Origin of the sequence: Roseobacter sp. TSBP12 (assembly GCF_009129705.1) — a bacterium.
GTDB lineage: Bacteria > Pseudomonadota > Alphaproteobacteria > Rhodobacterales > Rhodobacteraceae > Celeribacter > Celeribacter baekdonensis_A.
The window spans coordinates 1-20,497 of the sequence record NZ_PYIB01000056.1 but is presented as its reverse complement, the minus strand read 5'-3'; the positions used below and the strand labels follow the sequence as shown (position 1 = coordinate 20,497).

Genomic DNA, 20,497 nt, shown 5'->3' with positions numbered 1-20,497 from the left:
ACCGGCGGCGTAAATCGGCCAGTGGCGGGCCCGGGCACCACGGAGCGTCCTTTCCCTCCAAAGAAAGGACCGCACCCTCAAAACGTGGGATCAAAGCGCTAGCGCTGAACAGAATTGAGAAGTTCCAATATGTCCGGTGCGACGTTCTCGCTGTCGCGAAAAAAAAACACCGCAAGCGCGCATGTCATCTTTTCGGATACGATCCGCGTTGAGACGCTGAAAGACAATGGGTGTTGAATATATCGGACGGTTTCGGGCGTTGTTCGTCGTCATGAGCAAACCGGTCAGGTAATCGGCCTGCGGAAAAGAGCTGGGATAGAGTGCAATGGATTGAATGCGCGCATTGGGCTGTCCTACGTTTTGAGCATCCAGTATGTATATTCTCTCACCAAGATAAAGCGCGATCCCATTGATTTTGATCGGTCTGCGGGGTTTGTTTTCTGCGCCATACGGACTGGCGAACATGATCGTTTTGACGGCAGTAAAATCGCCATGTCGTTGAATGACTGTATAGGCCCGCCCGATCTTGTTCGGATGTGTGAGCAAGTTGATGTAGGCGTGATAGAAACCACAAATCTCGTCCATGTCCCCATGGGTCCGGTGCATATGGTACAAAATATCCTGAACAGTCCCTTCAAGCTGAGGCGGCAAACCTTCAACTTTTGCCGGAGGGCTCCACCGCTTTTTAAAATCGCGCTGTGGCAGGAACATATCGTCCGGTTCGACCCCGAAATACGAGGCGATGGTTCGAAGAGTGGCAAGTGAAGGGGTGCTTGTCCCGCTCAGATATTTCGTCAACTGTTGGCGATTGATGCCAAGTTTGCCCGCGGCCTGAACGACGCTTGGGAAATACCCGACGACATGCTGCAAATTTTGCACGAACGTGTGATTGTCTTTAGGCATAGTTATGATCTTATTCCATTATATGAACGACAGGAGAGGACATATCATTCCCGCACAGGCGATGGGCGATTTCGGAGTGACGCAGAAGAGCGTCAAAAGACAACAAACCACAGTTCAGAAGATCGCTCCGTCTGATACGGTCCACAGGCAGGCGCTCCAACGCCACGCTTGCCGAAAAGATCGGGCGGCGCCCAAATGCAAAGCTGCCAAGAAGAAACCCGCTGAGATATTGCACCCCTTTCATGTAAGTGGGGTAGAAGATCGTAAAATTCGGCGAGGCTTTTTGATTTCGTACAGTTGGTAGTTCGATACACTGAATCCGGTCCCCATTGAAGGAGAGGAGATGCTGGCTGCGACGGATATGAGCTATTTTCCACGGCTCACCGGCATTCGAGAACCGTTCGATGAAGCGTGCAAAGGTAAGCCCGTCTTTCTGGTAGATCATGGCATAGGAACGCAGCACCTGATTGCCGGTAGAGGGGAGCGCGTAGTAGCGAAAGTAAAGACCGCAATAGGGCCGTAACGCCTGGCTGCTGGAGATCGCCTGATCGGTCAGCTCAGAGGTCAGAGACTGTTGTATGCTGACTTGTTCAAGTTCACGGAATTTGTGCATTTTGCGCGCGAAGTCCGGAGGCGGCAGCGTAAGATCTTCGATCGCAACATCAAAGGCCTCGGCCACTCGGCGCATTGTCCGCAAAGACGGTTGGCTGCTTCCGTTCAAATATTTATTCAACTGCTGACGGTTGATACCGATGTCTCGGGATGCCGTTGCAATGGAAGGCATCAGGCTCACGAGATAGCGAATATTTTCCGTCAGATGTACATCCTGATCCTGTACCTTCTGCTTTTCTTCCATTTGCCCCCCCCTTTTATTCGTCTTTTGTTTCGTATTCTGATTTTCCGTTCACCAGCGGCCGACCCGCCCTGATGTCGTGCAAGCGACGTCTGAACACACAAGATAAAGGCTACAGGAATGTCCAACAGTTCGCTCCAGAGCATCAGTTTTCAATATGAAAATACTTCAAACGCTACTGGTTCGGTTTTGGAGCGACATATTTTGATGGTTTTCCGCGAAGATAGCGCATGGTTTTCTTGCCACAAGGGAATAATTGCACCCGCGTTGCGAGAGCCATTTCTATGCGGAAAAGGTTATATTCAAAGCGGCTGTGACGGCCCTTATGGCGGGCACGCCACCCCCATTCTCTCCTTACTGTTGCGGAAATATGAGGTAGGCCATCCTCCAAGACACATCCATTGGTGTGACCGCAGACATAACATGCGGGGTTTGCCGGAGGCATTTTGACACAATGAGGCCTCTCAAACGCTGGAATGCGGCGGCGATACCTTTGAGATTTTCAGACGCGCTGCGAGGGCCATGATGAGAAGACTCGACAGGCAAATGAAACCGCCGGTCGTCCCCATGGCGACAGCTCCCTTCACTTCCCCCAAACCCGCCAGGGCAGGCAGAGCGAAAAGCGACAGCATGGCAATCATCGGATAGGCAAGTGCGGCGTCAGGATGGGCATCACTTTTTTGCTCTGGATCGACCATACGCAAGAGCACAAGCCCGCTGACATAGACGCCCGTGCCGGTTCCGTACATCAACAACGCCCGCTCCAGCCAAGAGGACGCATGAAACACTTTTGCAGACACCGCCAGAACAAGAAACATCGTTCCGATGAGGCCTGCGGTGGCGATGATCAGAACCGGCTTGAGCATCGGCCCCACCTGTTCGTACGGCAAGGCGGTGATCGCCGCGATCACTGCAATATCTGAGCAATATGCGGTTACGTTGTGGGAACTGTCACGGTCTACATGACGCCCGACAGCCGTGTTGCGCAGGCCCTTCCAAAGCAGCCATGCACAGAGCAAAGCATAAATCCATGGCGGCACCACACTAAGCCCGGCAATGCCGAGCCGCATGCATGTGATCTGGAAGCCCAATCCAAGCAGAGAGGCGAGGAGGATCAGAAACCCGGTGGCAAGCAAGCGCACCCCTTGTGTTTTGCGCCGCTGCGGCATGGATATTCCGTCTTGTTCCATTTTGATGGGGTGAGCTCGGGTCTGGCCGTCCCGGCCTGGACGTCGAAAAATTTTTATAAGAATGAGGCCTGTTACGATGCTCATCACGAGGCCGTAAGTGGCATAGGTAATCGCCAGGGCCTGTGCGAGCGTCCATTCGCTATGCCCCATATCGTGCAGAACCCTGCCAAGCACACCGGAGGTTGCATGACCGCCAAAGAAGCCGGCCGTCATTTCAAGACCAAGGCTGCCATAGGCAGGAAGGTCTTTGTAAAAGAGGCGCAAAACCTCGGCAAGGTAACCGCCGATCATGACTTGCAGCCCGAAAACGGCAATGCCTATGAGCAACATCATCATAACGTTGCGTTTTATACTGCGTGTGGCGGCCGACGGGCGGTTCCCGAGCGGAATACCGGCCAGCAGCGGGACAAGCATCAGCCCTGGCAACAGCATGAAGTACCCCACTGCGGATTGTAACAAGGGCCAGTCCGGAAAAAAATGCTCGGCAAAAAGCCGTATTCCAAGGCCCAGTGCACCGGCCAGAACCGCCGGGGGAACAGCCATGGTCCAACTGGTCGGACCGGCCCGGAGTATCAAGCGCGATAAGATAAGCAAAAGGTTTATGAAAAGTGCGAGCGTCAGTAGCGTCACCAACTTGTCCTCCAAATGTCGTCGTTTGGTAAAGTTTTCCCGAAAAGTGCGTCTCTCGCGTCAGTCGTTCTTGCCTGTGTTTAGATTCTTGCGCTCGTAAGGGGGAATTAGAGTGCGAAATCCCCCCTAAATCGACGCTTTATACCGCCTGCCGATGCAAAAAAACGACCGAAAACAGCGTTGAATCGCAAAGGCATTCGCTCTCAGGCGTCACTCACTGTTGGTCACTAGAGAAATTCCGCCCCCCCTAGGCTTGTGCTCCTCTGTTCGAAACACGTTGATCGATTCCCAAGGAAATTTTCCCTGATGCTTGGAATTTCGCAGTTATTTGGACCTGGCTCAAGTGTCGCGTGTTTGGCAGGCGGCGGCGTGCACGGCGAACTCGGGTGTGAAAGCCAAGCACGGCTGCGGAAGTCAATTTTGACCGGGGCGTCTCGCATGGGGGGAAGGCACGTCACAGCACTTTAGGAAATGCAGAAGCCATAGCGCACTCCACGGGCGCTAAAGGGTGGCTTGAGAAGGGTTAGAGGCGACACGAGGCAGTATCTTACAACACCTTAAGTCTTTTTCTTAGGGCAATTCGGGAGATATGGAATGGCTACTCTTGATATGTGGGCGTGGTATGGGCAAGGCCTCATACCTCAAAACGGCGCGGCTGATCTCGATGGAAGTTTAAACGGGGCAGAATTCACTGCAGGCGTGGATTTCGATTACTACAATTACGGCGACCTTCAGATGGTGGACGCTGACGGAAATGATGCGATCTGGGATGCAGACGTAGACGACGGCACCGTGAGTGGGGGGGATGGTATCATCACTCCTGACGGGGTTCAGCGTCAACTGAATGAAGTCGCCCTCTATGAAAATACAGTTATTACCTATCTTGATTTCAACGGAACGGAACAGACCTGGACGATGACCCTTACGGTCTGGCAGTTGGGAAATGGGGATGCGGTCCTTCGGATCAATGAGAGCATCAACGCTCAATGGCCAGCTGATTTCTATCCCGGAAATATCACCAGCATCACAGTGGGAACATGGGACGGTGTTGAATATGGTGCGGGTTCCGTATCGGCAAATGACGACCAAGCTGTCGTGGTCTGCTTCACCTCCGGCACGCAGTTCAAAACGCCATACGGGGAGGCCATGATTGAGGATATCCAAGTCGGCGACATGATCCTGACGCTGGACCACGGGTATCAACCGGTTCGCTGGATCGGATCTCGGACGCTCTCGGCAACGGAACTTGACATCAGCCCGAACCTGCGTCCGATCAGCATCCGCGCGGGGGCTTTGGGGCACGGTCTGCCGGAACAGGATCTCATCGTCTCACCGCAGCACCGTGTTCTGGTCCGCTCGCAGGTGGCCGAACGGATGTTCGGGACCAAAGAAGTCCTCGTGGCTGCAAAACATCTTGTGACCCTCGATGGCATTGAGGTGGCGGCTGACATGACGGAAGTGACCTATTGGCACTTCCTTTTTGACCAGCATCAGATCGTGTTTTCGAATGGGGCTGCCACCGAGAGCCTGTTCACGGGGGCCGAAGCCTTGAAAGCGGTGAGCCCGGAGGCGCGTGATGAGATTTTAACAATATTTCCGGCCCTGCGTGCCGATCCTGAGGCAGGCACCGCAGCTGTACGTCTTTTGGTGCCTGGGCGTCGGGCACGCAAATTGGCCGAGCGCATTAAGTGCAACGGCAAACTTCTGGTGGCTTAAAAAGGACGGATATGTTCGGCCTTAACTCTTGTGTAAATGGTTTTTTGGTTTCCCCCCCTCTCTTCATGCCCTTGCGAGAGAGGGGATACAGGCCGGGATCGGCAGGCTTTCCGCCGTATTCCCCCAATATGAAGCGGTTACTGGCAGCACTGCTTGGTCCCGGTCTGTATTTATATGTCGTGTGTTGTGCGCCGTGTCCGTAGACGCAGGCCCTCACCTGACCCGGAGCTTGGGGCCTTCCCTCTGCGTTCCGGATCTTCGTTCAAGTCCTAGGACAAGGACATCCGCTTCGAAACAAGGTTCATCGTGTGACGTTTTAACAATCAGGAGCAAAAATGGGACATACAAACACAAACTGGACGCTGCGAAAGCGCCCGTCACAAGAACACATCCCCAGAATGATACGCAAGATATGGCTGGCCCGCGAGTGTTTCGACGAGTCCAAGGCGGGTGTGCAAGAGCACTCCGAACAGCATGTGGCCTTCTGTGGTAAAGAGGTGTGCGTCCTCCATGGGCGGGAGCCTCTTCGTATCCGTTTGCACCCAAGCCTGCCTGCGATCGAAGGAGAAATGCGGGCCATCAACCTGATCCGTCGGGTGTGGTTCGACGTGCCCTTTGAAGTGCCGCCTTCGGTATCGCTTCACCTCCCGGTGCATGTGCCCGGATGCCGGTTGAAAGCAACTGACATCACTGGTGATGGATTCGATATTTCTGCTGAAGTGTCACGTTGTCACGATGTCGAAGAGATCGTGGTCACATGGAAATCCGTCGGTTTTTCTATAGCCATCCCGGATGCGGAGATCGTCGATGCCCGAACCTCTTAGTGGCGCCAGACTGCAGCCGGTTTGCGAAGGAAGTGCCGCAAAAGCGCTTCGTAAATTGCGCTTTGTGCAGTGCGGTAGAGAAATTACAACTTCCGCTTTTCGACGTAATTTGATGAGGCGTCGCTGTGCGCAGCACGAAGGTTACAACACATCCCGCCGTTTTCGATGATCCGGCGTACCGGGTTGAGAGGACGCGGGCAACGAAGTGCTCTGATCGCAAAGTCTAAAAATTAATGAGTAAAGGATATACACATATGCTGAGTGCTGCCCGTACTATTGTCGCCTCTCTAGCTCTGATCGGCCTGTCTGGCTGCGGGTCAGAATTCTTAGTGGATTACACGCCGGTTTCTTCAGAAACGTCCAGAGCATGGACCGTGAAAGCCATTCATGTTGACGTGCCGGAGGCGCTTGAGGTCAATCGGATCAATGTGGTGATCCCGCAAGAAGACATCGTTTGGTACGGCGATGGTGAAGGCGACAAGCGTGTGCAGGTTGCTGCAATTCTCAAAGAAGGGCTTGCGCAGGGGAGCAAGGGGCTTAGAGGACCGGTTCCCGTTGTCTTCGATGTGGAACTGATCAGGTTTCACGCTTTGACACCTAAGGCGTTCCACGTCGCCCCGGACGGCACTGGCGTAGAAAGTGTGCGCTTCAAAATCGAAGTCAGAGACGCCCGTACAAACACTGTTCTGGTGCCCGAACAGATCGTTGCATCGGATGGGCGTGCGCTCACCGCAGTGAACGGGGGCACCTTGGGCTCCGGGGAACGTTTGCGTATCGTCAACAAGATTGCAGAAACAACGCGGGGCTGGCTTGGCACAGGTCCTGACAACCGCGGAGAGTTCTGGCGGATGGGGCGTTAAAACCCCGCATCCCCGGTTTCGCAACATTCAGAACAGAGCGGGAAAAGGGAGGGGCCAAGATGACCGATTTGCTTGGAATTCAAGAGCTTGGCCAACGCTTAGTGACACCTGTCCTGCCGGGGTTGATCTCTGAAGGTGCGATGGTGATGACCCCGACTGGGGCCATCTTGATCGAAGATCTGAGCGAAGGGGATCGTGTCCTCACCTATGATCGGGGCGCAGCCGTCCTGGAAGGCTTCCTTCATGTGACGGTTTGCGCCAATGGCGGGCGGGACGTTCCGATAGAGATCAATCCGTATGGCAAAGGAAGTGTTTGTGTGTCGCCGCATTCGTTACTGCTGGTAGACACGCCGCATTGTCAGAAGATTTTCGGTTCTTCCAAAGCATTGGTCCGCGCAGCGTCTTTGAGCGAAGATCGACTGGCGCGCGGCTCCGATCAGACTGAGTGGCGCTTTATCGCGCTTTGTCTCAATCAGCCGGGGCTGATTTACGTAAACGGCTTGATTATGGAAGCACTCGGAGCGCGGGACAAAACCAGTGGGCCAGACGCTGGACATTTGAAAATGATCCGAAACACTCCCTCGGGCCTTCTGTTTCTCAGCGATGAAGAGGCGCGGTTTTTGTACAAACACGCAGGTGGGGCGGTGAATGCCGTAAAATTCGTCGATCTGGGAACGGGACATGCCCCTGATGTCGAGGCGGTGTCACCCTGCCAGTCTGGGCTCTGACGAATTTTTCTTCGTCGCAGGTGACGCGACGCAAGGACAGGGTCAATAAAGGACAGGCGCAATAAATGATGAATGGGCACCTCGTCTGCTCGTGTTGAATTGGTGCCGCCTGTCAAACCTGATTTAGACATTGGAGGGGAGTGAATGGCATTGGCCGTAGTTCCTGTCGGTTTTGATCTGCCCGACGGTCCGCACCTGAGTGAATTGCGAAAAATTGGTGGGCGGACACTTTTGGAGATTTGCCTGAAAGAGCTGTCTGACGCCGGTCAGACGGAACTTGTTGTCCTCGTTGGGCCTCATTCTGGGGTGGAAATTGGCGGTTACGGGGCAGAAACAGGTTTGCATGAAGTGTCCATCAGGCACGCTATTGAGGCGTTCGGCGCCGAGGTGTCAATTGCATATGCGTCAAGGCTGGAACAGGGTATATCAGAGCTGTCGAACCGGGACATTCTGGTCGTTTGGCCGACTGATCTCTGGAGAGATGAGAGCCCGGAGACCGTTCTCACAGAGGCAGAAATGAAGGACTCCGTACGTTCGGAGACAAACAAACAGACTTGTATCCGGCATGTTGCCGAACTGATGGCATTCCTGTGCCATCCAGTGGTCGTGGTTGAAAATGGCGTGGACTGGGAGATATCTCTACATGCCTGTGCCGTCGAACGGGATGCGTCCAATCACATTGTCCGGATTCTGGACCCGGACATATGTCGCGCGATGCCTGAAACGCTCGATATTATCCGCATGGTGGCGGGCATTCCGGCAGGATCGTTCCGGAAACTCAGGCCGGACAACACGTTCGTCGGTTGGTATGGATCTCAGGCCCTTTTCTACCATCTGCTTTCTGACAATGGAAAAATCATAGCATTTTCTGAGGAGGGAAAATGCTATGACGCGCGGTTCGAAAGCCAATTCAACGCCTATCTCGCCTCTTCGGCCAGCAAAGAATAAATGCGCAAAATGTTGACCCGCGCGGAGGACCTTGGAGGGCTGGGGCAGCATGGCCTCCGGTTCTCACCTGGCGCGCCCATCGCGCACCTGTTGCTGGTGAAAGCTTCAGACGCAACGCTGCCGCTCGCCCGCTTACCCCTTCTTCAATCAATCTCTGGAACCGACCTCTGAGTGCCAATGGCAAAGGTGCTGACATGATCCATCCGCCCAAAACAGATGAATCACATCTGACACCTCATGAGAATCCCCCGCGATTCAAGTTCAAGCCGAAACGCATTAGGGCGCCGTTGCGGCACCGGTTCGCCTCAAATACATGTGGTGTCTTCCGACCCCGCATTACGGTAAGTGCATAATTTCCTGCATTTCACCTCGTTCCCGGCCCAAACCTGCTGATCGTCCATTATATATGATGCGGCAATGCGGTCCGTCATTCCGGACTTTCGCTGCAGGCGCGAAATAAGAGCATGCGCGAATTCACTCCGTACGGGACGAAGCCGCCGCTCGTCCGTCGCTGGAGCCTCCGTTACAGCGCGTACGGACAAGATCGCTCCAACACCCCAGCATGGCCAAAGCGGGACTGCCAAGACGCTACCAGCAGCCCTTATGCTATCTGGGCTTACCACCGTTTCGCCCTCAGCCTGTGCGGCGTTGAGGATTTTCTGGCTGAACGCTGCATCACGGTCCGTCATGAGACGATCCGAGATTGGGTGGCGAAATTTGGCACACAGATTGCGGCCAAGATCCGACGTGAACGCCCCCAGTCCGCCGACAAATGGCACCTGGACGAAGTTGTGGTCACGATCCGTGGGAAAAAGCAGGCTCTGGCGTGCAGTCGATGGCAATGGAGACACCCTCGAAATCCTTATGCAGTCGCGCCGAAACGCTAAAGCCGCCAAACGTTTCTTGCGAAAACTCATGAAGCGTTGGGGCACACCTCGGGTTATCGCAACGGACAAATTGCTCAGCTATGGCGTCGCTACGCGCGAGCTTTGTCCTCGCGTTGATCACGTATCACACAAGGGATTGAACAACCGCGGCGAGGCGTCTCGTCGGCACACCCCTCGACGAGAGGAGATTTTCGGCCGGGTTAAATCAGCAAGACAGGTTCAGATGTTCTTGTCGGTCCATGGTCAAACCGCCGTTCTCTTTCGCCCGAAACGCCACCGTATTCGCAATGAGGCACATCGCCTCTCGGGGCGCTACGTGCAAAGCGCGCAGCCGTAGCCGCCTCATACCAAAGCGACCCCGCTGCGCCCTGCCAAACGGCTGCGCTCCAACAAAGTGGCGATCAGGGTGGCGGCAGCGGAAATATCCATGCCGCCGGTACGTATGTTGGACACGCAATAGCGCTCGGCATCGCGCGTATCGGCGCGCGGGTGCCATGTCACATAGGCCCCAAGCGAGTCGGCCGCCGACAGGCCCGGGCGTTCTCCGATGAGCGTTAGAACGGCCTGCGCCTTGAGCGCCAACGCAATACGATCACCCGCAGCCACCCGCCCGTTGCGCAGCAAAACCGTGCCAACAGTCAGCCCCGCAGGCAGGCATGGTCGCAGCGCCTCGATGAGCGGCACAGCGTTGCGGTTGACCGCCAGTGCCGACAATCCGTCGGCCACAACAAGGCACAGATCGCAACGCAGCGCGCTCTGCAAAAGCCGCGTCTGAGATGTGCCCGAGAGGAGACGGCCAAGGTCCGGACGCGTCAGATATTCTTCGCGCGATGTGACAGCGCTCTCGACCACCAAAGGCCAAGCGCCGTCTTTGAGCGCCCGCGAAAGTGCCGAGACCTCAAAGGCCGAGGAAATCGCATCGCGCGCCCGCGCATGGTCGAGGGAAAACCGTAAAACGGCCTGCGTTGGCAGTCCTGAACCCGCTTGGCCCAGACCAATACGCGCATCCGTAAACCGCTTGAGATTTGTCATCACATCCGCCGTAAGGACGCGGCGCAAAACGGGCCTGTCATCACTCATGCGCCAAACTCCAATAACTTGGCCCCTGCGCCCTGCAACCACGTTTGCGCGCCAGTGACACGTCCCGCACGATCAAGGATGTCGTGTTGCGCCAGCCATGCGGCAAATTCCGGCGCGGGGGTAAGGCCCAGCGTTTCGCGCAACTGCGCAAGATCATGGTGCGCGAGGCTTTGGTAATTCAGCATGACATCGTCGGCCCCCGGAACGGTAATGACAAAGTTCACCCCTGCATTCGCCAGACTGTGCAGCAAAAGATCCATGTCATTTTGGTCGGCCTCGGCATGGTTGGTGTAACAGACATCACAGCCCATCGGCACGCCCAGAAGCTTGCCGCAGAAATGGTCCTCAAGCCCCGCACGGATGATCTGCTTGCCGTCGTAGAGATACTCCGGTCCGATAAAGCCCACGACGGTGTTCACCAGCAAACAGTCAAAGGCGCGGGCAACCGCATAGGCACGTACTTCCATGGTTTGCTGGTCGACGCCGTGGTGACCGTTCGACGACAGGGCCGCGCCCTGCCCCGTCTCAAAATACATCGCGTCTTGGCCCACCGTGCCGCGTCCGAGCGCACGGGCGGCGTCCTGAGCCTCGCGCAGGATCGACAGCGAGACGCCAAAGCCTGCATTGGCCGATTGCGATCCTGCGATGGATTGAAACACCAGATCGACCGGCGCACCAAGGTTGATCGCCTCAATCGCAGTCGTCACATGGCCAAGCACGCAGGATTGAACCGGCAGGTCATAGGTGAGCCGCAGCTCGTCAAGCAACCGCGTGGTGCGAATATAGTCACTGACGCTATCGGTGGCTGGATTAACGCCGATCACAGCATCGCCCGAGCCATAGATCAGCCCATCCACAGCACTGATCGCAATACCCAACGGATCGTCAGTCGGATGGTTGGGCTGATTGCGCGCCGCGATCGTCCCCGGCAGACCCACCGTGGTGCGAAACGCACGCACCACATTGATTTTGCGCGCCACACTGATCAAATCGGCGTTGCGCATGAGTTTGCTGACGGCAGCGACCATGTCTGGCGTCAGGCCCCAAGCGACCGCCGCAATGGCAGGGCCATCTGCGCCCAAAAGCCATTCGCGAAACGCTCCCACAGTCAGGGAGGCGACCGGCGCAAAGGCATCAGAGGCATGTTGGGCCGCAATCAGATCACTCACCTCATCGGCCACTTCGGGCATAAGAGCATCTGCGAGAAAGGCCTTAAGCGGCACATCCGCCAGACAATATTGTGCAGCAATCCGTTCCTCGGCACTGCGCGCAGCAAGCCCCGCCAAAACATCACCCGAACGGTGCGGCGCTGCTCGCGCCAGCAGCATGCGCAGGTCCTCAAAATGCCAGCGCGTGGTGCCGAAAATATGCGAATAGCTCATGCGATGGGCTCCGGTTCCGTTTCAACTGGGCCTTTAAAAAGCGCACGTTGCCCTATGCCCGCGCCCTTCGCCTTGCCCAACCTTCAATCTTGGTCCGCGTCGAGCGTTTGCCATCGTGTCAAATGCACCTCGATGATGTCCTGCAAAGCGCGTGCATCGCCCGTCTCTATCGCATCGACCATGTGCAGGTGGTCAAGGCTGGACTGACGAACTTTGGCCGTCGTGGCCCAATTCGACCAGTCGCCCGGCAGGTCGCGTTCGCGCAACTCATGGATCAAGCTCGCAAGTGTTGAGTTCTGCAGGGGAGCGACCAACGCGCGATGGAACGCATGGTTGAGGCCGCGCATCTGCTGAAATGGCAAGACATCCACACCGGCATCAAAAGCCAGAGCCGCCGCCCGGATGTCAGCGATGTCTGCATCACTGGCATTGGCCACGACCTCTGCCGCGGCGGGCAATTCCAACATCAAACGCACGTCGGTGATTTCCACGCGCGCCTCGATCGAGGGCAGCACCACGCGGAACCCACGATTTGGCGTGTGCTCCACGATGTGCGCATTTGCGAGCGTTGCCAAAGCGGTACGCGCAGCGCTACGTGTGCAGTTGTAGCGGTCCTGCAAGTCGATCTGGCGCAGCCACTCGCCCGGACGTAGCGCGCCCAGAACGATGTCGCTGCGCAGACGCTCGGTCACGTCATCCGGCATATGGTCGATCAAAGAAGGGGCCTCCGCGGTCATATCAGCGCCCTCATCCGTCTACCCCAAACACAACGGCATCTTGCGCCCGCACCCAAATCCGGCCTGCACCGCGCGGCTGTGGTGTGTCGATGCTCAACCGGATCGTGGAGCCTGCCACATGGGCCTCCTGTTCAAAGTGATCCCCAAGGTAGCTTTCGGGACCGAACTCAACCTTGATTTCTGACGCATCATCGGTTGGGACGCAACGGATCAGATGCGGTCGGATGGCCAAAAGCTGCGCGCCCGCAGACAAATCCGCAAGTGGCGTGCGCGCCCGAACGACCTGACCGTCGCCCAAAGTAACGTCGCAGGGGCCGACATGCGACGTGGCGCTACCTGTCACAGCCAACAGATTGGCATTGCCGATAAAGCTTGCGGCAAAGGGATGGATCGGGTCACGGTAGATTTCCTGCGGCGTACCAAGTTGCACAATCTTGCCACCACGCATCACCACGATGCGGTCAGACATGGCCAGCGCCTCGTCTTGATCATGGGTCACGTAGATCGTGGTAAGCCCCAGTTCCTGTTGGATATCCTTGAGCCAGATGCGGGCCTGTTGGCGCAACTGCGCATCGAGGTTGGACAGCGGCTCGTCCAGCAACAACAACGGCGGGCGAAACACAATCGCGCGCGCCAGTGCCACACGCTGTTGCTGTCCACCGGACAATTCACCGGGATAGCGTTTGGCCAGCGATCCCAGCTCGACCAGTTCCAGCGCCTGCGCGATGCGGGCGCGCCGCTCGGCCGCGGGCACTTTGCGCAGTTTCAGCGCCATACCAACGTTGTCTTCGACGGACAGATGCGGCCACAGAGCATAGCTTTGGAACACCACACCAAACCCGCGCGCCTCAGGCGGCAGGAAGGTGCCGGATGCAGCATCCACCAACACCTGCTCGCCAAAGGAAATGCGCCCACCTGTGGGTTGGTCCAGCCCCGCGATCGTCGAAAGTGTCGTAGATTTGCCGCAGCCGGAGGGGCCCAAAAGGGTCAGGAATTCACCGTCTGTGACACTCAGGTTGATGCCGTCGATGGCGAGGGCTGTGCCGTATCGGCGCGAGACGTCTTTGAGCACGAGTTCAGTCATAGATCTTAACCTTGAAAAGGAGACGTGAGAGGATCAGCAGGACAGCGATCATCACGATCTGAAGGGTTGCAAAGGCTGCCAGTTCACCGACATCGCCGTTGGTCCACAAGGACAGCATCGTCACGCCCATGATTTCGAGACCGGGGGCGATCAGGAAAATGGCGATGATGTAGGATTTGAGGTGGAACACAAAGAGCAGGATGAAACTGCCCAGCACCGCGGGTTTGAGCAGGGGTACCATGATCAGACGCATGGAACTGACCCAGTCAGCCCCCACGGTGCGCGCGGCCTTGTCGAGGTCGCGCCCGATCTGGACAATCGCAGGTTGGATCACCCCCAGCGCCAGCGGCAGGGTCGCCATGACATAGGCCACGACCATGATCCCGATATTGCCGCGCAGCCATCCCATCGGCGGCAAAATGATCGCCGCATAAAAGATCCCCAACCCCGTGATCATCCCGGGGATGACACGCGGCGAATAGGCCAGCGCCTCAAGTGTACCGGCGAACTTGAACGACGAGCGTTGGATGACCAACGCCACAGCGACGGCAAGCACGGTTCCAAGCGCCGCTGACAGCAGCGAGATTTGGACCGTGTTGCCAATCGCGCGCAGGTTGGCAGGATTGCCAAACAGGTGCTCGAAATTGGCGAGGGTCAGAACCTTGGTGAACGGCACCAGAGGCGAGAGGAACGAGGTAAAGGCCCGCAACAGGATACCCGCGATCGGCACAACCACCGCGACGAGAAGAATGAGACCCGTCAAGAGTGCCAGAGGCCAACGCAGCGTACCAAGGCTCAGGACCATCGGACGTGATCCTTTGCCTTTGACGGTTTCATAGCGGTGCCCCTGGCGCAACAAGATGCGCTGCACCACAAGCGCGGAGCCCACAAGCAACATCAAAAGAAGCGACGAGGCAGCAACGAGCCCGTGGTTCGGGTTCGAGGCGGCAATCCCTTCGGCGTAAAGAAACGTCGACAGCGTGTCGATCCGCGCCGGCCGCGCCAGAAACAGCGGAATGGACAGGGTCTCGACGGCAATCACCAGATTGAGCGCCGACGAGGTGATGATCGAGGGCACCATGAGCGGCAAAGTGACCCGACGCAGCACTTGCAAAGGCCCCGCACCGACCGTGCGAGCGGCACTTTCCAACGTGGAATCGACAGAGCGAACAGCACCATAGAGACAATAGAGATAGGCCAATGGCGCCTGCGAAATCCCCGCAACAAGCGACATGCCAGCAATGGAATAGAGGTTCCACGGCGCGCCGTCTGTCTGCTGCGCGATGGTCTGCGTGACAAACCCTGATGGGCCGTACATGACCACCCAGCCGAGCGCAAAAATCAGGTGGGACAAATAGAGTGGCCACATCAGGACATCGCCCATAATCTGGCGGCCCGGCAAATCAGTCCGTCCAATGAGTAGCGCCGCGCCGATCCCCAGCACTTCGGCGATGATCACACTGAACAGGGCAAAAATGCCAGTTGTGAGCGCGATGCGCCCAATCCGTTCGGACTGCACAATGTCGCCAATATTGGACAGGGTGAATTGCCAGCCATCTGCGTAAAGCGGGCGATCAACAAAGACCTGAAGCAAGATCGGCAGAGCCGGTGCCAGCATCAGCGCAGCGGTCACGATAAAAATCAACCATTGCGCCAGACGCGCCCGGTCAAAGGACCGCTGAACGCCGCCACCGCGAGATGCTCGGTCCGAGAGGGTCGCATATGTCATGTAATATCCTTTTCGGTGGGGACCGGTCCGCACCCGTTGAGCAAACCGGTCCTGTCCGGCTTACATCTTGAATGCAGCGCCCCAACGGGCATTGAAGGCCTCGAAATTCTCGACCATCTCGGCATCGTAGTCGATCAGGATCAGCTTGTCCTCGGACCCAACGGCCGCGATAACCTCATCCAGCGAATAGGCATTCTCACCCTCGGGCGTGACCCCCGGACGGTAGGCCGTCAGATTGCCGTCCGCGACCGCATATTGGCCGGGTTCGGAGAGGACATAATCAAGGAACACGCGGGCGGCGGCCTGATGAGGCGCATCCTTGGTGATGCCCATACCGCGCAGGAAAACCGGCGTGCCGTCAGAGGGGAATGTCCAGCCCAAAACCTGCTCCAGCGCGGGGTCCATACGGCTCAACACGACCGGTGCGGAGACAAAGAACGAAGAGGCCAGCTCGCCTGTGAGCGTGCGTTCGATCATGCCACCTGCCCCGCCGCCGGGACGGGTCATCGGACCTGCGGAGGCAAACCAGTCCCACGCCGCATCGCCATGGAATTTGGTGAAAGCATAGCCAATCGAACCGCCAAAGGCGTAGCGCCCATCATAGGTCCCAACCTTGCCCTCAAACACCTCAGGATGGGCAACGAGATTGGCAAAATACTCTTTCATTGAGGACACTTGAAGGTCTTCTGACACCGTCAGCTTATTGTAGATCGTGACCATCGGATCGGTCGAAAACGTATAGAGACCTGCCTCTGGATAGGACCATTGCGGCAGGTTGGCCTGTTCGGGCGACGCATAGTCATCCAGCGTTCCCGCATCGACCGCGCGCACCCAATCGGGGATCGAATTCGCGATGATCAGATCGGCGCTCTGTACCCCAGTGCCAGTTTCAGCATCATAGCGCGAAAAGGTCTCGGACGGGCCCATCTCGATCATTTCGACCTCAATATCGGGATAGGCCGCGTTAAAGGCTTCGATGACCGGACCGAGGTTGGAGCTCGACAGGTTGGTGTAGATAAGCAGCGAGCCCTCCGTCTGTGCTTGTGCGATCAGATCGCTGTAGTCGGCGGGGTAGCCTTCGGGCACGGCTTGCGCCTGTGCCGTTTGGGTCATCAGCAACGCGCAGGCGCTGGCAATCCAGAGATGTTTCATTTGGAACTCCTGTTGAGGGTATGAACGGTGCTTGCTTGTTGTTGATCAAGCCAGTTTCGCAAAACATGCGAAGCCGCTTCGGCGCAGGGGGCAAGCGTATGCCCCACACCTGGAATGAGAGTTAGGGTCACAGGCGCACCCAGAGCCGTGAGGCTATCGCGCAGCGCATGGACCTTATCGATGCGCGTCGCTCCAGCGAGGCCTGCTTGTGCCGATCCAAAGCGTGTGCCGGGACCGCGATTGACGACCCCTTTTGCGCGATCCTCGCCGCCGACGAAAAGCGCCGTGCGCAGAGTGATAAGAGCCTCCCTGTCAAGCTCTGCACCCGTGGCCGCCTCAGCACCGTCAAGACCAGGCCACCACGCGACATCCTCGCGCAGCAACGTCACGCCGCCCGGAGCCGCAAGGAGCAACCCGTCCAGTTCGGCGGCGCGAAACAGGGCGTAACGTTGGGCAAACTGCGCCCCGCCGGAAAAGCCAAAGAGCCAAATACAGCGCGGCTTATGGCCCAGACGCCCTAAAGCTTCGGCCAGAATACGGTCCATGAGGTGCAGGTAGTCAGTGCCGCCGCCGATCAGGAATTTATAATCATCACTTGCATCGTGATCGTCAATCTGCGCCGGAAACAGCGGCGCAAGAAGGGACACGGCACCGCCAAGGTCCAGACCTGTGAGCAGGCCATGAACATCCCTGTCACTGCCATGGGCCGCGATCAGCAGCGGGGCCCCCGGAGCCTCGGCGGGCCGCAAGGCATAGCGCCAATCGGTGCCTGACAGAGTGACAGCAGGCAGGCCTTCCAGAGGATCGGGTGAAGGGTTAAGGCTGGTTTTTCCGCGCGCACATGGGTTGGACATCATCGCGAATCCTTCGGTTTAGACGCACCATAGCCTTTGGTCAAAAAAGGCACCATAATCGGCGCTAAAATTGGCGCCAATTTTTGACATGTGATATTTTGCGCCGTATTCGACGCGTTAAATGGCCCCTCAACTGGCATAAGTGACCTTCCCAATCTCACGGGTTTGCGACAGAACTGGCAAGCGGCGGCGTGTACTGGCAACAGTCTCCGCGACAATATCCGCCAAAATCACACAGGGGACATCCCCGGCAGAGGCCAAAACCTCGCCCATCGGGGAAATGATGCGCGACTGCCCGAAGGTCGCGACGCCGTCGCGCATCCCGCATTGCGCAGCGGCCACCACATAGGCACCTGTTTCAATCGCACGCGCCTTAAGCAACACCTCCCAATGCAACGGGCCTGTGATCGGCGAAAAGGAGGCTGGAATCATCAGGACATTGGCCCCCGCCGTCGCCAATGCTCGGAAAAGATAGGCAAATCGCAAATCGTAGCAAATTGACAAGCCAAGCGTATGCCCCGCCGCATCGCAGATCACCGCGCCTTTTTCGCCGGGGGACACGGCGCGACTTTCAATAAAATCCCCTGCCCCGCCGAGAGCCACATCAAAGGTGTGCAACTTATCATAACAGGCGATGATCCGACCCTCGGGCGAAATCACATGCGCGCGGTTCCACACCCGAGTGCCATCTTCAGTACGCACCAGCAAGGAGCCTGTGTGCAGCCAGATGCCCAACTCCGCAGCGAGCGACACGCACAACGCCAGCGTCGTATCTTCGGCCTCGGGCAGGCAGAGGCGCGGATAGGCCATCTGATCTTTCAAAAGAATATTGGCGGCCTCTGGAAGACTGACGACCTGCGCGCCCTGACGGGCCGCATCGCGCACAAGCGCCTCGATGGTGGCGTTGTTCTGTGCCACATCGGCGGTCGAACACAGTTGGAGGGCGGCAAAAACAGTCATTTGGTGCTCCGGTTCAGGAAATCAGCGACAACAGACATGCACAGATCGTGCTCTTCGACATGCGGCATGTGGCTCGACTTGCCGAGGATCAGCCACTGCGCGCCGGGGATGTTGTTGGCATAGGCCTCGGTTGCGCGTGGGGTCGCTTCGTCAAAACGCCCCGTCAGGACCAGAGTCCGGGCCTTAATCAGGTGCAAGCGATCCTCGATGGTCCAGTCTTTAAGCGTGCCGATAACATGGAATTCCGTCGGCCCGTTCATCGTGTGATAAACCGTCGGATCAGCCGCAATCGCATCAAACGTCGCCACCACTTCCGCAGGCCAAGGGTCCATACGACAGACGTGGTTGCGATAAAACACGTCCGTTGCCGCAAGATAGGCGGGATGGTCAAATTCGCCTTTTCCCTCGTAGGCCAACAGCGTTTCATGCAGGCCGTCTGGCAGATCGTGACGCAGGCGCAGGGCTTCCTCGACCCATGTGCGAAACGAGCTGGGCGAATTGGCAATGATGAGCGCCTTAAGCCCTTTCGGGCGCAAAACAGCATGCTCTGCCGCAAGCATTCCGCCCCAACTTTGCCCGAGCAGGCAATAGTCGTCCTGAATGCCCAAATGACACAAAAGGCCATCCAACTCCGCCAGAAACAGCTCAACAGTCCAGAAATCGGGGGAGGCATCCGGCAAATGCGTCGAGCGCCCATTGCCAAGCTGGTCATAAAACACCACAGCGCGCCCGGTTTGCGCGATCGCTTTGTAGGCATCCACATAGTCATGCGTACATCCCGGACCGCCATGCGCCACCACGAGCGGCGCAAGTCCGCTGCGCAGGTTTCCAACCACCCGATACCAGGTCATGTGATCCCGAAAGGGGTAAAGGCCGTCTTGGGTAGAGGAATGTTGGATGTCGGGGGCAGCAAGCATAACTGGGCGTCCTTGGTCGTCTATGTCTCTGCACTTTGCCGCAGCTCAAGCCCCCCACGTAAGCTGCAACATCTTACACCCTGCCAACCCTACACGTCGGCTTTAGAACGGAGTCAAAATGGAGCCTGCACATGAAACCCCTGCGCCAAACCCTTTTGTCCGGTGAAAAGCTGCCCGCAGCCTTTCTGTTCCTCAACCAGCCCGATGTGGCCGAAATCATCGGACTGGCGGGCTTTCCCCTGATGATCGTCGACCGCGAACATGCGGCCACGGACCTTGGCAGTTTGCTGCACAGCTTGCGGGCGATCCGCAGCACCTCGGATGCTTTTGTCATGGCCCGCGCACAGGACGGCTCGCCAGCCGCGATCAAACCGCTGCTCGATGCGGGGTTTGACGGAATCATGGTGCCGGATGTCCGCTCGGGAGACGAGGCGCGTGCCATCGCGCAGGCGGCCCGCTATGCGCCTATCGGACGGCGTGGCGCGCAGTTCACGGTCTCACGAGCGGCGCGTTATGGCGCGGATACGTACCATGCAAAGCAGGCGAATGAGAGCCTTTTGGTCGCGGTCATGATTGAAAGCCGCGCAGGGCTTGAGGCCATCGACGTCATTGCCGCAACACCCGGTATCGACATGCTGTTTCTCGGGCCGCTTGATCTGACCACCGATTATGGCGCCTTTGGAGATCTTGGCTCTCCAGAACTGTCAGAAGCGTTGCTGAAGGCCGAACAAAGCATCCTCGCGACAGGGAAACTTTTGGGCGGGGCGGCGTTGCCAAATGAGGCCCCGTCAGCTCTGTTCGCGCGCGGCTATGCGCTAGTCAGCGCAACCTCGGATGTCGGGTTGATACGGGACGCGGCGGCGCGGGCCTATCAAGAGATCCAGCGCTGACGTGTGGCGATGGCGACCGCGTGACTGCGGTTGCGCGCTCCCAATTTCACCCCCGCCGCCTGAAGATGCTTGACCACCATGCTCTCGGAGCGATCCAATGCATAGGCGATTTGTTTGGCTGACAACCCATTCGCCGTCAGCGACAGGCACTCTGCCTCGCGCGGGCTCAGCGG

19 protein-coding genes and 1 pseudogene are annotated in these 20,497 nt (G+C 57.4%); 7 read left to right on the top strand and 13 right to left on the bottom strand.

Features of this window, described 5'->3' with window-relative positions; translation table 11 throughout:
- Positions 1-90 precede the first annotated feature (90 nt).
- The 3 genes from C8029_RS16735 to C8029_RS16725 form a co-directional block, all read right to left on the bottom strand.
- Positions 91-903, bottom strand: coding sequence for a helix-turn-helix domain-containing protein (locus C8029_RS16735; RefSeq protein WP_226946373.1), 813 nt, complete (start codon positions 901-903; stop codon positions 91-93).
- Positions 904-913: 10 nt separating this feature from the next.
- On the bottom strand, positions 914-1,759 hold the full coding sequence (locus C8029_RS16730; protein WP_152003335.1) for a helix-turn-helix domain-containing protein: 846 nt from the start codon (positions 1,757-1,759) through the stop codon (positions 914-916).
- Positions 1,760-2,220: 461 nt separating this feature from the next.
- Positions 2,221-3,576, bottom strand: a complete 1,356-nt coding sequence (locus tag C8029_RS16725) for a sodium/glutamate symporter family protein (RefSeq protein WP_152003334.1) — start codon at positions 3,574-3,576, stop codon at positions 2,221-2,223.
- Between the two features lie 594 nt (positions 3,577-4,170).
- Here C8029_RS16725 and C8029_RS16720 point away from each other — a divergent pair.
- From C8029_RS16720 to C8029_RS22110, 6 genes and pseudogenes are all read left to right on the top strand, one after another.
- On the top strand, positions 4,171-5,292 hold the full coding sequence (locus C8029_RS16720; protein ID WP_152003333.1) for a Hint domain-containing protein: 1,122 nt from the start codon (positions 4,171-4,173) through the stop codon (positions 5,290-5,292).
- A 398-nt stretch (positions 5,293-5,690) separates the two neighbouring features.
- The gene (locus tag C8029_RS16715) at positions 5,691-6,116 is read left to right on the top strand and encodes an H-type lectin domain-containing protein (protein ID WP_152003332.1); all 426 of its coding nucleotides are present in this window, start codon (positions 5,691-5,693) and stop codon (positions 6,114-6,116) included.
- 254 nt (positions 6,117-6,370) lie between these two features.
- Complete coding sequence (locus tag C8029_RS16710) at positions 6,371-6,976, top strand: DUF6778 family protein (RefSeq protein ID WP_009571586.1); 606 nt, start codon at positions 6,371-6,373, stop codon at positions 6,974-6,976.
- A 59-nt stretch (positions 6,977-7,035) separates the two neighbouring features.
- Positions 7,036-7,704: a Hint domain-containing protein gene (locus tag C8029_RS16705; protein WP_009571585.1), complete on the top strand. Its 669-nt coding sequence runs from the start codon at positions 7,036-7,038 to the stop codon at positions 7,702-7,704.
- A 144-nt stretch (positions 7,705-7,848) separates the two neighbouring features.
- A complete protein-coding gene (locus C8029_RS16700; RefSeq protein WP_009571584.1) occupies positions 7,849-8,652 on the top strand; it encodes a hypothetical protein in 804 nt (267 codons plus the stop codon).
- A 602-nt stretch (positions 8,653-9,254) separates the two neighbouring features.
- Positions 9,255-9,876, top strand: a pseudogene (locus C8029_RS22110) (IS6 family transposase); the annotation flags it as partial.
- Between the two features lie 5 nt (positions 9,877-9,881).
- Here C8029_RS22110 and eutC read toward each other — a convergent pair.
- From eutC to C8029_RS16645, 9 genes are all read right to left on the bottom strand, one after another.
- Positions 9,882-10,619 (bottom strand): ethanolamine ammonia-lyase subunit EutC, encoded by a 738-nt coding sequence (eutC, locus tag C8029_RS16685; RefSeq protein ID WP_009571583.1) that lies wholly within the window; start codon positions 10,617-10,619, stop codon positions 9,882-9,884.
- Entirely contained in the window at positions 10,616-12,001 is a 1,386-nt protein-coding gene (locus tag C8029_RS16680; protein ID WP_009571582.1) for an ethanolamine ammonia-lyase subunit EutB, read from the bottom strand. The genes eutC and C8029_RS16680 overlap by 4 nt, the downstream gene beginning before the upstream one ends.
- Positions 12,002-12,084: 83 nt before the next feature.
- The gene (locus tag C8029_RS16675) at positions 12,085-12,738 is read right to left on the bottom strand and encodes a GntR family transcriptional regulator (protein ID WP_009571581.1); all 654 of its coding nucleotides are present in this window, start codon (positions 12,736-12,738) and stop codon (positions 12,085-12,087) included.
- 10 nt (positions 12,739-12,748) lie between these two features.
- The gene (locus C8029_RS16670; RefSeq protein ID WP_009571580.1) at positions 12,749-13,822 is read right to left on the bottom strand and encodes an ABC transporter ATP-binding protein; all 1,074 of its coding nucleotides are present in this window, start codon (positions 13,820-13,822) and stop codon (positions 12,749-12,751) included.
- A complete protein-coding gene (locus C8029_RS16665) occupies positions 13,815-15,551 on the bottom strand; it encodes an ABC transporter permease (protein WP_152003331.1) in 1,737 nt (578 codons plus the stop codon). The genes C8029_RS16670 and C8029_RS16665 overlap by 8 nt, the downstream gene beginning before the upstream one ends.
- Before the next feature lie 60 nt (positions 15,552-15,611).
- Positions 15,612-16,703, bottom strand: a complete 1,092-nt coding sequence (locus C8029_RS16660; RefSeq protein WP_152003330.1) for an ABC transporter substrate-binding protein — start codon at positions 16,701-16,703, stop codon at positions 15,612-15,614.
- Positions 16,700-17,560: an alpha/beta fold hydrolase gene (locus C8029_RS16655; protein ID WP_009571577.1), complete on the bottom strand. Its 861-nt coding sequence runs from the start codon at positions 17,558-17,560 to the stop codon at positions 16,700-16,702. The genes C8029_RS16660 and C8029_RS16655 overlap by 4 nt, the downstream gene beginning before the upstream one ends.
- Before the next feature lie 126 nt (positions 17,561-17,686).
- Complete coding sequence (locus C8029_RS16650) at positions 17,687-18,517, bottom strand: carbon-nitrogen hydrolase family protein (RefSeq protein WP_009571576.1); 831 nt, start codon at positions 18,515-18,517, stop codon at positions 17,687-17,689.
- A complete protein-coding gene (locus C8029_RS16645; RefSeq protein ID WP_009571575.1) occupies positions 18,514-19,434 on the bottom strand; it encodes a proline iminopeptidase-family hydrolase in 921 nt (306 codons plus the stop codon). The genes C8029_RS16650 and C8029_RS16645 overlap by 4 nt, the downstream gene beginning before the upstream one ends.
- 131 nt (positions 19,435-19,565) lie before the next feature.
- Here C8029_RS16645 and C8029_RS16640 point away from each other — a divergent pair, with 131 nt between their 5' ends.
- A complete protein-coding gene (locus C8029_RS16640; RefSeq protein WP_009571574.1) occupies positions 19,566-20,324 on the top strand; it encodes an HpcH/HpaI aldolase family protein in 759 nt (252 codons plus the stop codon).
- Here C8029_RS16640 and C8029_RS16635 read toward each other — a convergent pair.
- A partial coding sequence (locus C8029_RS16635; protein ID WP_193217673.1) for a response regulator transcription factor occupies positions 20,306-20,497 on the bottom strand: 192 nt, incomplete at its 5' end. The two genes, C8029_RS16640 and C8029_RS16635, sit on opposite strands and share 19 nt — an antisense overlap.